A 14,879-nucleotide genomic window follows, 5' to 3' on the forward strand; every position below is an offset into this window, starting at 1 on the left:
CGGCGACACGAACACCGCGCAGCCAATAGATAACCTTGGAGACGTCGATGACGACACTTGATATGCCGGCGGCGAGTGCCCCGAAAAACGCGGACATGCATCCCGACGAATGGCAGGCGCGCGTTCAACTGGCGGCGTGCTACCGCATCTTCGACATGCTCGGCTGGACCGAGATGATCTATAACCACATCACGTTGCGCGTGCCGGCAAGCGTGAGCGGCGGCGAGCGGCAGTTTCTCATCAATCCGTTCGGCCTGCATTACAGCGAAGTCACGGCGAGCAATCTCGTGAAGATCGACTCCCAGGGCCGCGTGCTCGACGACTCGCGTTATCCGGTGAATCCGGCCGGTTTCGTCGTGCACGCGGCGATCCATGAAGGTTTGCCCGACGCGCATTGCGTGATGCACACACACACCACGGCTGGCGTCGCGGTGGCGTGCCTGGAAGACGGCTTGCAGCAGACCAACTTTTACAGCGCGCAATTGCACGAGCGCATCGCGTACCACGACTTCGAGGGCATCACCGTGCATGCGGAAGAAGGTCCGCGGCTCATCGAACATATCGGCGACAGGCAGGCAGTGATCCTGCGCAACCACGGACTGCTTGCGTGGGGCCGCACGCTGCCGCAGACTTTCGCGATTCTCTGGACCTTGAACCGCGCGTGCGAAATCCAGATGGCGACATTTTCGATGGGCAAGGCGCGGCCGGTTCCCGAAGAAGTGGCGATCCGCTGTTCGCGCGACGCGCTTCAATTCGACCCGCGTCACGGCGCGGGACAGGATGTGTACGATGCGCTGGTGCGGCGCGTGGAGCGCATCGACGCGAGTTACAAGGAATGAATCGATGAAAGCAGTCATTTACGGCGCGGGCGCGATTGGCGGATGGATGGGTGTGAAGCTCGCGCAAGCGGGCCACGATCTCGGCGTGGTGGCGCGCGGTGCGACGCTCGCCGCTTTGCGCGAGCACGGCTTGCGTTTGATCGAACGCGGCGAGACGCAGACCGTTCGTGTGAAAGCCGCTGAAGATCCAGCAGAGCTCGGCGTTCAGGACCTCGTCGTGGTGGCGGTTAAAGGTCCTGCAATGGCGTCGGTGGCCGCGCATATTGCACCGCTGCTCGGGCCGCAAACCATCGTGCTTACGGCGATGAACGGCGTGCCGTGGTGGTTCTGCGACGGGCTTGGCGGCGACTTGAAGGGCAAGCGGCTCAAGTCCGTCGATCCCGATGGTACGATCGCCGCGGCTATTCCGAGCGCGCAAACGGTGGGCTGCGTGGTGCATGCGAGTTGCCTCGTCGAAGCGCCTGGCGTGATCCGGCATCATCAGGGCAATGGCCTGATTGTCGGCGAGGCTGCGGGACGGCCGGGCGAACGCGTCAAGGCGCTGACCGGCACGCTGGTCGCGGCCGGTTTCAATGCGTCGATGTCGGAGCAGATTCAGCGCGATGTCTGGTACAAGCTGTGGGGCAACATGACGATGAACCCCATCAGCGCAATGACCGGCGCGACCACCGACCGCATTCTCAACGATGAGCTCGCGCGCAACTTCGTCACAAGCATCATGCTCGAAGCGAAGGAGATCGGCGCGCGCTTCGGCATTCCGATCGACCAGGCGCCGGAGGACCGGCATGCGGTCACGCTCAAACTCGGCGCGATGAAAACGTCGATGCTGCAGGACGTGCAGGCGGGCAAGGCGGTCGAACTGGATGCACTCGTGAGCGCGGTGCGCGAACTCGGTCAGCTAACCGGTGTTCAAACGCCGTACACGGATGCACTACTCGGTCTCGCGCGTTTGCATGCGAGCACGCTGGGTTTGTATTGAACGCGGCGCGTCTGTAATGTTCGATGGAAGCAGTAGCCCGCCGCGTATTGTCTCGCGGCGGCTTTTTTTTACGCCTCTTTTACCGGGCTTTTTCGAACTATGCCGCTGTTGTGGTGATTGCGGTCATTGTCCCCGACGAAGGCAGGCGAGCCGCTTCGATCAGAGACGAGGCGCGTTGCGCGTCGTCCAGTTCGATCATGCAGAGCAGCGCGAGGCGGGCGAGATAGAGCGGAGCCTGCGCTTCACCTTCAGCCGTGATGGTTTGGCAAAGCGTCGTGTAGATGCGGTCGAGATCGCTATCGGTCATGACTGGCTCTCCTTGCTTTGAACGTTCAGTGTCGCGATGAGCGCGCAGTGGGTTGCCGCGGCGCTGCCTTCGCGCCAGCGGGCGAGCACATGGCCGTCGGGGCGGATCAGATAGACCGTGCCCGCTGTGGCGTCGAGCATCTGATGCAGGTGGCCGGTGTGATCGATTGCGATAGTGCCGTCTATGCTCGCGCCGTTGTTCGTGTCGACCACGGTGATCGCCTTGAAGGGAACCTTGCGGCTCGCCATGTCGTCCTGCATGCGCTGCCATCCGGCATCTTGCGATGCGTCCGTGCCGAAACGCAGCACAGTGAAGCAAGGGGCAAGCAGATCGGTAAGGTGCATATCCGCCGGCTTGCCATCGACCATGCGCTTCAGTCTGCACTCAGGTAATACACTGCCAGGCGCCGGACCTTTGGTAAATTGACCGGCTTCGTGCACTGAGTCGGCTTTTTGCACGGCGTCCGGCGCAACGCGATTGAGCGGCGATTGCACGTACGCAATCGGGTGCGTCTGCCGCGGATTGATCAGCGGCCGCACTGCGGCATGATGCTCGGCGAGCCCAAGCACGGCCGTTCTCATCAGATCGAACCCGAACGTGGGCGGCGCCATGAACTCCGTGCTCTTCATCCCGTAGCTCAGGTTCTCGCGCGCGGCGAACACGCGCTCGTCGCTATAACTGTCGAGCAGATCGGGCGATGCGACGCCGTTGACCACACAGCCGAGTTTCCAGCCGAGATTGTCGGCGTCGTCGATGCCTGAATTGGCGCCGCGCACGCCGAAGATCGGCACAAGGTGCGCCGCGTCGCCCGCGAACAGCACCGAGCCGTGGCGATAACGGTCGAGCGTCAACGCGTTTGCCTTGTAGACAGTGATCCAGATCGGCGACCATTCGCCTGTCTCGCCCATCGCGTCGAGCACGCTCTGAACGCGTGGCATCACGTTGTCCGGCTCGACGGCGGCCTGCGGGTCTTCGTCGTCGCGAAGCTGGTAGTCGATGCGCCATACGTCGTCTGGCTGCTTGTGCACGAGCACCGTTGAGCCGGGATTCGACGGCGGATCGAAATACGCAAGCCGCTCGGTCGCACGCGCGCTCCGCAATGCGATATCGACGATCACATAACGGCCTTCGTACGTGGTGCCGGTGAGCTTCAGTCCGAGCGCTTCGCGTACGGTGCTGCGCCCGCCGTCGCACGCGACGACCCAATCGGCTCGCATGTGCCATGCGGTGTCGCCGGTGCTCAGTGCGAGCGTTGCGCCACGCGGGGCGTCGGCATCATCGGACTGCTCAATGCCAGTCACGCGCGTTTGCCAGCGGATATCGATCAGATCCGCATGCCGCTCCAGTTCGTCCAGCAGGAACTGTTCGATCTGATATTGCGCGATGTTGATCATCGGCGGCAACGATTGCTCTTCGTCCTGATGCATCGAGAAGCGGAACACTTCCGTATCACGATAGAAGCTGCGGCCTCCTGTCCACGGCAGGCCTTTTTGCAGGAAGGCCTGCACGGCGCCCAGGCGCTTGAGTATCTCCAGACTGCGCCGCGAAATGCAGATTGCGCGGCTACCGGTGCAGACGCTGTCATCGGCTTCGATCAGCACCGAGCGCACGCCTTGCCGGGCGAGCGCAAGCGCGAGCGTCATGCCGACCGGCCCGCCGCCGACAATCGCCACGGGCCGCCGCACGGGATCATGTCCGTCGACGAGCGGGGGCACGGCGCCCTCGTAATGGCGGGGCGCAAACGGATAGGGTTTGAAACTGCGGATCATGCCTGTCTCCTCGATCTTCGCTGCAGTTCACGGCCGCCGCGGCATGGAGTTTTTTTTAGTCGCGCGGCGAAACCAGAAAAGCGATGAGCGAAGTATGGCGGAGAGCTTACGCGCGTCTGTCCTCATTTTGGGTACAGGCGCGCAGCGAATCGATCGACGCGTAGTTGGCGCGCCCTTCGCTCAGTTGGCTATCAGTCGGTGCCAGGTTGGCGCTTAATTGGCGCTCAGTTGGCGCTCACCCCGCGTTCAATCCGCAGCGCCCGCTGCATGCGCATGCTGACGCGCATGCAGCGAGGACGCGGCCTGCTGACATTCCTCGATCATCGCGCGGAAGGTGGGCGCCGAATGCGAAGCGGCAGTCGCACTCATACCCGTTTCGTGTCCGTTTTCCGCGGTGCTGCCCACGCCGACTACGACGGTCGCCCTTGGCCGCCATTCGCGCGTGCGCCGAAGCATATTGCGCAAATACGGCGGCGATTCAGGAGCGTCGAGCGTGACGATGCAGATGATCGGCGCATTCCTGTAGCTCGGTTCGTCGGCGCGAGCGCTGCGGTAGCCGGAGTGCGTCGCCATGATCGGCGCGAAGCCCAGGCGCCCGAGCAGTTGCACGGCAATGGCGGTCGTGACTTCGTCGAACGCGCCGCGCCCCGGCACGCACAGCACCGCGGTTTTGTCGCTCTCGTTGTTCGCGGAGGATTGAGCACGCGTCTGGCTATCGTGCCGCTCGGAAAGATCGGCCGAGGAAGCCGCGTGTAGCGCTTCCGCGGATTCGGCGCGCGTGAGGCGATCCGGCAAGCCATCCGCGATCTCAAGGTTTTCGACGATATCCACCAGCGCTTCGTTGACACGCGCCAACTGGTCGGGCATCAGCACGCCGCGCATCGCGTCGTTGCGCGCGAGCTTGAGTCCCTCGAGCGCGACCTTGTCGTAGTAGTCGATCAGCGACATCTCGCGCAACAGACGCTCGGCCTGCACGATCGCCTCATGCGGATCGTCGGCGAGCAAGCGCTGATAAAAATTCTGCGCGGGCGTGAGCGCCGGCTGATCGCCGAGCAGCACCGTGAGAAAGTTCAGACGATCGGCGTAACGCCCGAGTGTCACGACGCACAGCGTGAGCGGCGTGGACAGCACGAGGCCGATCGGCCCCCACAGCCAGCTCCAGAAAATTGCCGCGACGACAACCGCGAGCGGCGACAGCCCCGAACGATGTCCATACAGCAGCGGCTCCGCGATCTGCCCGGCCACCACATCGACGACGATGAAAAGAATCAGCGTGTACACCGCCATCGTCCATTGCGGCTGAATGGCGGCGGCGAGAAACACCGCAAGTATTGCCGCGATCCAGATGCCGATATACGGCACGAAGCGCAGCAGGGCGGCGATCACGCCGAACAGCAACGCGCCCGGCACGCCGATGATCGCAAGCCCGATTGCGATCACACCGCCCGCACTCAGATTCACGCCGAGTTGCGCGACAAAGTAACGGCTCAGACGCACGGCCGCGTCGTTGATCGCGGTCGTCGTGCGATGCAGGTCGCGTGAGCCGAACAGACTGATCAGGCGGTCGCGCAGATCCTCGCGTTGCAGCAGGATAAAGATCGTCACCACCAGCACGATGAAGGTGGTTTCAATCGGCGCGATGGCTGGCGACAATGCACGCTGCGCGAGTTGCAACGGCGTGGGCGACGGTTCGTGCACTTCGACAGGCGTCGGCACGGCGGGCGCATTGCGCGCCGCGCGGCCGGTAGGACGCGGCGGCGGCGGCTTCGAAGGCGCCACGCGTTGTAGCGTGGCGGCTGCGCGGCTCATCAGCGAATCGGCGCGGCCAATCGTTTTCTCCTGCACCGTCTCGATCTTCTGTTCGATGGCGACCTGATACTGCGGCAGGTCGCCCGCCAGTTGCACGAGCTGCGCGCCGATCAGCGCGCCGACGGCAAGCAGTGCGGCCAACGCGAACAGCACGGCGATGAAGATGGACGGCAACTGGCCCATATGCAGCCGCCGTAACGTTTGCACGAGCGGTGCAAGCAGAAAACTGAGCAGCACGGATAGCGTGATCGGAATCAGCACCGCGCGGCCGAAGTAAAGCGCGCACACCACGACAACGCCGGTGATGACCGAAGCAAGGCCATGCAGACTCGGTGGGGCAGGCGGATAAACTCGGTTCGGCCGCCCATGCGGCGGTAAGGATATTTTCATGAGCACACTGTCCGATTGAGTGGCGCGGTCGCTTTTTATCGAGCGCGCGATGAATGCGGCGGCGGCATGGTGCCAGCATGGTGGCATACAGGCCACCGCGGCTACGCAAATCACATGCCCGAATTGTAGGCGCTTTGCGTCGCGCGACGCCTCAACGGGCCGCTCATCCGCTGTGCATGCGCAGCAAGTTACCCATCAGGTCGCGCATCAAGTCAAATCCTTGCGTGCTTGCGTAGAGTAGCAAGCCGATAAAGCCACCGACTACCGTCCCGTTGATGCGGATATATTGCAGGTCGCGCCCGATGTTCAATTCGATCTGCCGCGACATCTCATGCGGGTCCCAGTTCTTCACCGTATCGCTGATATGCCGTGTGAGGAACTGCGCGAACTCGGGCGCCATTGCACGTGCCGCTTCTTCGAGGTGATCGTTGAGCGACTGGCGCAGCGCCGGATCGTTCGCGAGTTCGCGGCCTACCCATTGACCGGCCGCGACGACTCGCGCATGCAACGCCGAGTCGCTGCTTTGCAGATCGCGTTTGAGCCAGGCGCGCAATTCACCCCACATGTCCTTCACATACGAGGCGAGCGCTTCGCCTTCCACCAGATAGCGCTTGAATTCCTCGCCTTTTTGCAAAAACGCCGGATCGGATTTGAGCTTTGCGATGAGCTTGTGCGCGGCGTCGTCGAACTTCTGGCGCAGCCGGTGCGTCGGGTTCTCGCTGATCTGTTCGAGCATCCGGTTCACCGCGTTCGCGATGGTCTCAGCGCCTTTTTCGCCGAGCCACGCGGACGGCAGGATCTTCTCCATCTTCGGATACTCGCTCTTCACCCAATCGACGATACGTTCCGCGATAAACTCGCGCGCCTGCGGTTCGCGCAGCAGCGCGACGACCTGTTCGATGCCGGCGTCGAGCAGTTCCTGGTGGCGGCCGTCTCTGGTGAGCGTGTCGAGAATCGAGCCCATCGACTGCGAGAGGTCGACCTTCGCCAGCACGTCGCGCAACGCATCCTTGATGAACACCTGGATGCGCATGTCGTCGGTCAGATCGAGAATGCCGCTCGTCAGTCTGACCACGTAATCGCCGAGGCGCGCGGTGTTGGCGGGCTCGGTCAGCCAGCGCGTAATGCTCTGTGCCGGATCGTGCTTCTTGATCAGGCCGACGAGCGAGGGCACATCGAGAAACTTGTCCTGCACGAACACGGCCAGGTTGTCGGCAATCTTGTGCTTGTTGCGCGGAATGATCGCCGTGTGCGCCGATACCAGCGGAATCGGCACGCGCCTGAACAGCGCGGCGACCGCGAACCAGTCCGCGAGCGCGCCGACCATTGCGGCTTCGGCCACCGCCTTGATACCGTCGATCCAGAAGCCGCGCGGCATCAACGCCGTGGCGACGAAAACGCCGGCCGCAGCCGCGAGCAGCAGCAACGGCGTACGTTTGGCCTTCTTCAGTTCGAGTGCTTTGTTCATCGGCGAGCGAGCCAAGGTCCGGAAACGCGAGTTTAGCGCCGTGTGCCGCGCAGTGGGCGAGGCATGTCGCGAGTTGCCGGATGCGCTAGCCGTGTCGCGTGTGCCGGCCGTGCAGGATGGTGGCGACCGTGTCGCTGCTGCCGAATGGTCTTCATCGCGGGCGTGGTGCCGAATCGTGCGGGCCGCGCGACTGCTGCTTGGTGCCCATTGCGGGTGTCGTACCGGATCGTGCCGGCCGTGCCACCGCTGCCGAATGTTGCCGAATGCTGCCAGCCCGGCGAGTGGTGCCGATTGTGCCAGGCCGGTCGCATTAGGCTCTCTTTGCCGCGCCGGCGCGGTAACATCCACGGTTGAACCGCAACGGCCGCATGAGCAGCGTGCGCCGCGCGGCAATGCAATCGAATGCAATGGAGGCACAGTGATCAGGTTTCTGCACACCGCGGACTGGCAGATCGGCACGCAATTCGGCCAGTTCGAGCCGGACGAGGCAGCGCATCTCGCGCAGGCGCGCTTCGACACCGTGCGCCGCATCGCCGGGGAAGCCGCCGCGCGCAAGGTCGACGCGGTGCTGGTGGCCGGCGACGTGTTCGACTTGCAGACGGTATCCGATACGGTGATCCGCCGCCTGTTTGCCGCACTGCAAGCCTTTACGGGCCCGTGGATCATGCTGCCGGGCAATCACGACGCGGCGCTCGTCGAAAGCGTGTGGACCCGCGCACAGCGCCTGAACTGCGTGCCGCCGAACGTGCGCGTGGTGCTCGCACCTGGCGTCGTGTTGCTCGACGCATGCCGTTGCGCGGTGCTGTGCGCGCCGCTCACACAGCGCATTACCTACGACGACACCACCGCCTTCTTCGACACCGTCGAGACGCCGCCGGGCTATCACCGCATCGGGCTTGCGCATGGCAGCGTGAGCGGCATCCTGCAGGAAGGCATCGACTCGTCGAACCCGATTTCGCCGGCGCGCGCTGCGAACGCGCGTCTCGACTATCTGGCACTCGGCGACTGGCACGGTCACTTTCGCGTCGACGACCGCACGTGGTATGCCGGCACGCACGAGCAGGACCGTTTTCGCGCGAACGATCCCGGCTTCATGCTCGACGTCACGCTGAGCGAGCCGGGCGCACAGCCGGTTGTGCAGGCGGTGAAGGCCGGCCAATATCAATGGCATCGCTGGGACGAAACGATTTCCGTGCCGACCGATGTCGACTCGCTGAAGACGCGCCTCGCCACGTTAGGCAGCAGCGATGTGCTGCGCGTCTCGGTGAGCGGCACGGCGGCGCTGGCGGACGCCGAAGCGCTTCATGTCGCCGTCGAGGAAACCCGCGCGCGGGTGCGTGCATTGCGCGTCGATCTGAGCGGCCTGCAAGTGCTGCCGACCGCCGAGGATCTCGCCGAACTCGGCGCCCAGAGCGGCTATCTGGCGAAAGTCGTCGCGCGTTTGCGCGGCATGCAGGAGGACCCGCAGTCCGACCCGCAACAGGTCGAGCGTGCCGCAGAGGCGTTATTGCTGCTGGCGCGCTTTCAACGTGAATTGCCGCGTGAGGCGAGGTCCGCATGAAGCTTCAAAGTATCGCGATACAGGAATTCAAACAGTTCACGGGGCGGCTTTTTATCGACGACCTGCAGCCCGGTCTCAATCTCTTCGTGGGACCGAACGAGGCCGGCAAGAGCACGATTGCCGAGGCCGTGCGCGCGGTGTTCCTCGAACGCTACAAGGCCTCGCATCTGAAGGACCTGCTGCCTTGGGGCAAGGCGAGCGGGCAGCCGTCGGTGGAAGTGAGCTTCGATCTCGACGGCGTCGCGTGCCGCCTGTCGAAGCAGTTCGTCACGCGTCAGCGCTGCGAGTTGAAGATCGGCCAAACTGTATTCGGCGAAGACGAAGCGGAAGACAAGCTCGCAGCATTGCTCGGCTTTTCACGCGCCGCGCGCGGGCCGTTGAAGGCGGAAAACGCGGGCGTTCCCGGTTTGCTGTGGGTACAGCAGGGCGGCACGCAAGACATGCGCGACTCGACCGGCCACGCGGCGCAGTATCTGCGCGATGCGTTGTCGCAACTGTCGGGCAGCCGCGAATCGGCGGGAGAGGATGCGTTGATCGCCGCCGTGCAGCGCGAGCTTCGGCAACTGCTGACCGCGCGCACGCAGAAATCCACGGGGCCGCTCGCGCAAGCCGAAGCCGCACTCGCCGCATTGATCGCGGAGCGCGATGATCTACACCGGCAACGCGAACAGTTCGATGAAAACATTGCGCGACTTGCCGCGCAGCAGCAGGCGTTCGAAGAAACGGAACGCAAGCGGCCGTGGGAGCTTCACGAGCAAAAGGCCGTGCTGGCACAACAGCGCGCCGATGCGGCTGTGGAACTGGAACGCAGCGTTCAGGGGCTCGCGCAGGCGTTGAAAGTTGGCGAGGCCGAGTTGGCGCTGCCGTTGCAGCACGAACAGGCCGCGGTGGAACTCGAAACGGCGGTTGCGCGCGAGCGTCAGCAACTCGACACGGCACGCGCGAACGTGGCGGCGGTCGAGGCCGAACATGCGCAAGCGGCAAGCCGCGTCGCGCAACTGGAACAGGCTTTCACCGATGCGAACCGCGCGCTGGAACTCGCGAATGCAGCGGTGAGCGCAGGGGATTTGCGCCACCAGATCGGCCTTTATCGCGCGGAACTGGAACGGCTCGAAGCGGCGATTGCCGCCGCGAGCGAAGCCAACGACGCGCTCGTAGAAGCCGCGCGCGCCGCAGCCGCCGTCGAAATCGACGACGCGAAGCTCAAGCGCCTGGCTTCGTTCGATGCGTCGTTGACCGTGCTGCGCGCACGCACCGAAGCGGCGATGACGCGCATCGAATACCGGCTGAACGGCACGATTACGGTGGGCGATGCGCCGATCAGCGGCGCGGGCGTATTGCGTCTGGACGAAGAAAAGCGCATCGGCCTTGGCGAGCTTGGCGAATTGCGCGTGATCCCGGGCGTGTCGGATCTGCCCGCGCGATTGTCCGAACTCGCCGCGCTCGAAGCGCAGCATGCGCAACTGTTGCAAGCGCTCGGCGTGGCTTCGCTCGCTGAAGCCGAAGCGAGGCATGAACAGTGGAAGGCGCTCGTTGCGCAACAGAAGAGTTATGCGAAGGTGCTCGAAGCGTACGCGCCGCAGGGCATCGACGCGCTGCGTGCCGCGCTGGCTTCCGCTGCCGCGCGCTTGCAGGCCGCCAACGAGCGCTTGACGAGTTTGCCCGACGTTTCGGCCGCGCTGCCGCTCGACGAAGCGCGGCGCAGCGCCGAGGTCACGCGCGCGGCGCTGGAGAGCGCCCGCACGATGCTGAACGAGGCAGCCGAGAAGCGTTCCACTGGCATTGCGACGGCCGAATCGCTCGCGCTTCAATTGCAGCGCAAGGAAGCGCAATTGAGCGACGCAGCGTTCTGCCGCAATCGCGCGCAGTGGCAGGCGAAGATCGTCGAACAGCGCGTCCAGGTCGAGGCGCTGACGAAGCAGCGCGAAGCACGCGAGCGCGAACTTCAGGCCGTGCGTCTGGACGACCCGGCGGCCGAGGCGAAGCGCTACCGCGCGTCGGCGGAACTCGTGCGTCAGGAGCAGCATGAGCGGCAGGTGCGCATCGCGCATCTGCGCAGTCAGTTGGAGACAGTCGGCGCATCGGGGCTGGGCGAGCGTCTTGCAGCGCTCGACGCGAAAGTGGAGCAGGCCACGCGGCGCAAGGACGAACTGAGCTTGCGCGCCGGCGCGTTGAGCCTGCTCGACGAAGTGCTCGTCGCCGAACGCGATGCGGCGGTCGCGCAATTGCGCGCGCCGTTGACCGAACGGCTTGGCCATTATCTGAAGCGGATCTTTCCGCAGTCGACCATCGCGCTCGGCGACGATCTGAGTCCCGCGACGCTCGATCGCTACGGCCGCGCCGATACGCTCGACGCGTTGAGCTTCGGCACGCGCGAACAGCTGGGCATTCTGACGCGGCTCGCGTATGCGGATCTGCTGAAGGCGTCAGGCCGGCCCACGTTGCTCATGCTCGACGATGCAGCCGTGCATACCGACGCCGCACGGCGGGACGCAATCAAGCGGGCGCTGATCGATGCGGCCACGCGGCACCAGATTCTGGTCTTCACCTGTCATCCGGAACTGTGGGACGACCTGGGCGTGAGGCAGCGCGCCATCGACGATATGAAGGCCGCGGCTTGATCGTCGGTTGACGCTTACTCGTACCAGCGCGGCGTGTAGACCCACTGCGCGCCCTTTGTAAAGCGGCGCGTGGTCGACGAGCCCACGATCACCATCGTGCGCATATCGACATCCGCGGAATGCAGTTCGCCAAGCGTTATCGTGCGCAGCGTTGCGCCCGGTCTGCCGATGTCGCGGCCGAGCACGACCTGCGTGTGCACGGCGCGATATTCACGCACGATGTCGAGCGCCTTGTCGAGTTGCCACGGACGCGCGCGCGAAATCGGGTTGTAGAACGCCATGACGAGGTCGGCTTGCGCGGCATGCCGCAAGCGTTTTTCGATGATGCCCCAAGGCTTCAGATTGTCCGACAGCGACAGCATGCAGAAGTCGTGGCCGAGCGGCGCGCCGGCTTGCGCGGCGGTGGCCATCGCCGCCGATACGCCCGGCACGATGCTGAGTTCGACAGCGGCCCACGCGCTGTTCTCCGAGGCGTCGAGCGCTTCGAGCACGGCCGCGGCCATCGCGAATACGCCGGGATCGCCGGACGATACCATCACGACCGAACGTCCCGCGCTCGCGAGTTCGAACGCGTGGCGCGCGCGCTGCATTTCCTCGCGGTTGTCGGTGCCGTGCACGCGCTGGCCGGCGCGCAATGGGCCGGCCATCTTCACGTACGTTTGGTAGCCGAGGATGTCCGTGGCTTCGTCGAGCGCGGTGCGCGCCGCGGGCACCATCAGCCCGGCGCTGCCGGGGCCGAGGCCGATCACAGTCAGCCGGCCGCGCGCGCGGCCTATCGTGTTGGGATCGATTGCCAGGGGCGATAGGGCGAGCGCGATGCCTTGGCCACGATCGTCGTACAGCGTTTTGTAGGGAATGCGCAGCGCGGCGTGTAGAAGGCTGGCCGCTGAGTTGCCGTTTCCTGCATCGGGTTCGATTAAACGCAGCGGCACATTTAACTCCGCTGCGGCTTCGGCGAGCGCCGGGTCCGTCATGTGTTCCGGCGATGCAAGCAACGCCGCAAGAGAAAGAGGGGCGAGGCCGTGGGCGTCGAGTGAAGCGCGCACGCGAGCCGCGATTCGAGCGGCGGCGGTTTTGGCTTGGCTCGATGTTTCTCGTAGCCCGCCAAGCGCACGTGAGCCCACGGCCTCTAACATCACCGCGGCCACAACACTGCGCGGATGAATCACAAGCTCATCCTCGCGTCCATCCCAAGCGCGCGGCGTGACGCGAATCGCAAGCCGCGCCGACGACGAGCGCGGCAGTTGTGCGTCGTCGAGCCACGGCGCGTCACCTTCTACGCGCGTGCTTTCGCCGGCGAGCAAGTCCGACACGAAACGCTTGCCGTGCCCGATATCGGCGAGCACGTAGCCATCTGGCGGATTGAGCACACAGGTGCCGAACCGCAACTCGCCACTCGTAGTGATCGCGGGCGATACACACAGCGCGGCTGCAATCTCGCGCGCCATCACGTTGACGCCGGCAAGTCCGCCGAGCAACGGCACGACCGCGCTGCCGTCTTCGGCGACGGCGAGCAGCGGCGGCTCCGCACGCTTGTTCGACAGCAGCGGCGCGACGCAGCGAATCACGATGCCGGCCGCGCACAACGCGACAATCGGCGTGCCGCGCGCATACAGATCGCGCAGATGCGCGCTGAGTTCGCCATACGCGACATCGGCATCGACACGGCCTTGCAACGCATGCACCTGCGAATCCGCATACAGCGTCTGAATGCGCCGCGCGGTATCCAACGCGCCCGCGCCGAGAATGACGATGGCGGGCGGCATCATCCTTGCCATTTTTCCCCCGGCACGACGAGCAGCGAAAAATACGGCGACGCCATCGGATCCACTTCGGCGAGCGGCACGATGCGCTGATTGCCCATCGTCGCGCGCTCGACGTACAGCGCGCGATGCGCGAGGCCGAGCTCGCCGAGCACGCGCCGCACCTTGTCGAAGTTGCGGCCGAGTTTCATCACGACGGCGGCGTCGGCATCCGCGAGACGGCGGCGCAGTTCGTCTTCCGGCAGCACGCCCGAGAGCACCGACAGGCTCTGGTTGCGATACACGAGCGGTGCACCGAGCACAGCCGCGCCGCCGAGCATCGAGCAGACGCCGGGCACCGCTTCGCTCTCGTAGCGCGCCGCAAGCCGGTCGTGCAGGTACATATACGAGCCATAGAAAAACGGATCGCCCTCGCAGATCACGGCGACGTCGCGCCCCGCATCGAGATGCGCGCCGACTATTGCCGCCGCGGTGTCGTAGAAGTCGGCGATGATTGCTTCATATGAAAGCGGCGGCTCCAGCGCTTCGGTCGTGACCGGATACACGAGCGGCAGGTGCTGCTGCGCGTCGTGCAAATGCGCCTCGACGATGCTGAACGCGTTGCCTTTCTTGCCCTTCGCAACGAAGTAGGCGACCACGGGCGCGGCCTTCAACAGACGCAGTGCCTTTAGCGTGATGAGTTCCGGGTCGCCGGGACCGACGCCGAGTCCATACAGACGCCCTGCACATGGTTGCGCTGTCATTATTCGATCTCCGTTGCCAGCGCATTGACGGCGGCGGCGGCCATCGCGCTACCGCCGCGCCGGCCATGCACGACGACATGCGGCACGCCGCGGCTGTCCTGTGCGAGCATCGCTTTCGATTCGGCCGCGCCGACAAAGCCGACCGGAAAGCCGAGAATCAGCGCGGGCTTCGGCGCGCCGGCATCGAGCATATCGAGCAGATGAAACAGGGCAGTCGGCGCGTTGCCGATCACAACGACGCTGCCCGCCAGATGCGGACGCCACAACTCGAGCGCGGCGGCCGAGCGCGTATTGCCGAGTTCGCGAGCGAGCGCGGGCACGTCCGCATGCGCGAGCGTGCAGATCACGTCGTTGTTAGCGGGCAGCCGCGCGCGCGTGATGCCTTGCGCGACCATGCCGGCATCGCAGAGAATCGGCGCGCCTTGTGCGAGCGCCGCGCGACCTGCTGTGCCGGCGTTCGCGGAGAACGCGAGATCGTCGATCACATCGACCATTCCGCATGCGTGGATCACACGCACTGCGAGCTTTTCGAGGTCGGACGGAATGCGCGAGAGGTCGGCCTCGGCGCGGATCGTCGCGAACGATTGCCGATAGATCTGCTGACCGTCGCGAATGTAATCAAGCATGGGT

11 protein-coding genes are annotated in these 14,879 nt (G+C 64.7%); 4 read left to right on the forward strand and 7 right to left on the reverse strand.

Annotated features, from left to right (window positions below):
• The first annotated feature begins 47 nt into the window (after positions 1 to 47).
• Both F759_RS0102900 and F759_RS0102905 read left to right on the forward strand, forming a co-directional pair.
• Positions 48 to 839, forward strand: a complete 792-nt coding sequence (locus tag F759_RS0102900) for a class II aldolase/adducin family protein (RefSeq protein ID WP_027798518.1) — start codon at positions 48 to 50, stop codon at positions 837 to 839.
• A 4-nt stretch (positions 840 to 843) separates the two neighbouring features.
• Positions 844 to 1,818 (forward strand): 2-dehydropantoate 2-reductase, encoded by a 975-nt coding sequence (locus F759_RS0102905; RefSeq protein WP_027798519.1) that lies wholly within the window; start codon positions 844 to 846, stop codon positions 1,816 to 1,818.
• Between the two features lie 97 nt (positions 1,819 to 1,915).
• Here F759_RS0102905 and F759_RS0102910 read toward each other — a convergent pair whose 3' ends face one another.
• The 4 genes from F759_RS0102910 to F759_RS37195 all read right to left on the reverse strand — a co-directional run bounded on the left by F759_RS0102910 (position 1,916) and on the right by F759_RS37195 (position 7,561).
• Entirely contained in the window at positions 1,916 to 2,125 is a 210-nt protein-coding gene (locus tag F759_RS0102910) for a hypothetical protein (RefSeq protein ID WP_027798520.1), read from the reverse strand.
• A complete protein-coding gene (locus F759_RS0102915; RefSeq protein WP_027798521.1) occupies positions 2,122 to 3,894 on the reverse strand; it encodes an FAD-dependent oxidoreductase in 1,773 nt (590 codons plus the stop codon). The genes F759_RS0102910 and F759_RS0102915 overlap by 4 nt, the downstream gene beginning before the upstream one ends.
• Positions 3,895 to 4,140: 246 nt before the next feature.
• Complete coding sequence (locus F759_RS0102925; RefSeq protein WP_027798523.1) at positions 4,141 to 6,093, reverse strand: AI-2E family transporter; 1,953 nt, start codon at positions 6,091 to 6,093, stop codon at positions 4,141 to 4,143.
• Between the two features lie 163 nt (positions 6,094 to 6,256).
• Positions 6,257 to 7,561 carry a DUF445 domain-containing protein gene (locus tag F759_RS37195; RefSeq protein ID WP_051377065.1) on the reverse strand — a complete coding sequence of 435 codons (1,305 nt, stop codon included), beginning with the start codon at positions 7,559 to 7,561 and terminating at the stop codon, positions 6,257 to 6,259.
• A 418-nt stretch (positions 7,562 to 7,979) separates the two neighbouring features.
• On the opposite strand from F759_RS37195, the gene F759_RS0102935 reads away from it, so the two are divergent.
• Together F759_RS0102935 and F759_RS0102940 are read left to right on the forward strand one after the other, a co-directional pair.
• Positions 7,980 to 9,122: a metallophosphoesterase family protein gene (locus F759_RS0102935; RefSeq protein ID WP_027798524.1), complete on the forward strand. Its 1,143-nt coding sequence runs from the start codon at positions 7,980 to 7,982 to the stop codon at positions 9,120 to 9,122.
• Positions 9,119 to 11,743 carry an AAA family ATPase gene (locus tag F759_RS0102940; protein ID WP_027798525.1) on the forward strand — a complete coding sequence of 875 codons (2,625 nt, stop codon included), beginning with the start codon at positions 9,119 to 9,121 and terminating at the stop codon, positions 11,741 to 11,743. The genes F759_RS0102935 and F759_RS0102940 overlap by 4 nt, the downstream gene beginning before the upstream one ends.
• A gap of 14 nt (positions 11,744 to 11,757) precedes the next feature.
• Here the strand turns inward: F759_RS0102940 and cobJ are convergent, their stop codons facing one another.
• The 3 genes from cobJ to F759_RS0102955 are packed head-to-tail and all read right to left on the reverse strand — an operon-like array spanning position 11,758 to position 14,875.
• Complete coding sequence (gene cobJ / locus F759_RS0102945; protein WP_027798526.1) at positions 11,758 to 13,512, reverse strand: precorrin-3B C(17)-methyltransferase; 1,755 nt, start codon at positions 13,510 to 13,512, stop codon at positions 11,758 to 11,760.
• Positions 13,509 to 14,249, reverse strand: coding sequence for a precorrin-2 C(20)-methyltransferase (locus F759_RS0102950; RefSeq protein ID WP_027798527.1), 741 nt, complete (start codon positions 14,247 to 14,249; stop codon positions 13,509 to 13,511). Before F759_RS0102950 ends, cobJ begins: the two co-directional genes overlap by 4 nt.
• Entirely contained in the window at positions 14,249 to 14,875 is a 627-nt protein-coding gene (locus tag F759_RS0102955) for a precorrin-8X methylmutase (RefSeq protein WP_027798528.1), read from the reverse strand. Before F759_RS0102955 ends, F759_RS0102950 begins: the two co-directional genes overlap by 1 nt.
• Positions 14,876 to 14,879: the final 4 nt, after the last annotated feature.

The organism is Paraburkholderia dilworthii (genome assembly GCF_000472525.1).
Lineage (GTDB): Bacteria > Pseudomonadota > Gammaproteobacteria > Burkholderiales > Burkholderiaceae > Paraburkholderia > Paraburkholderia dilworthii.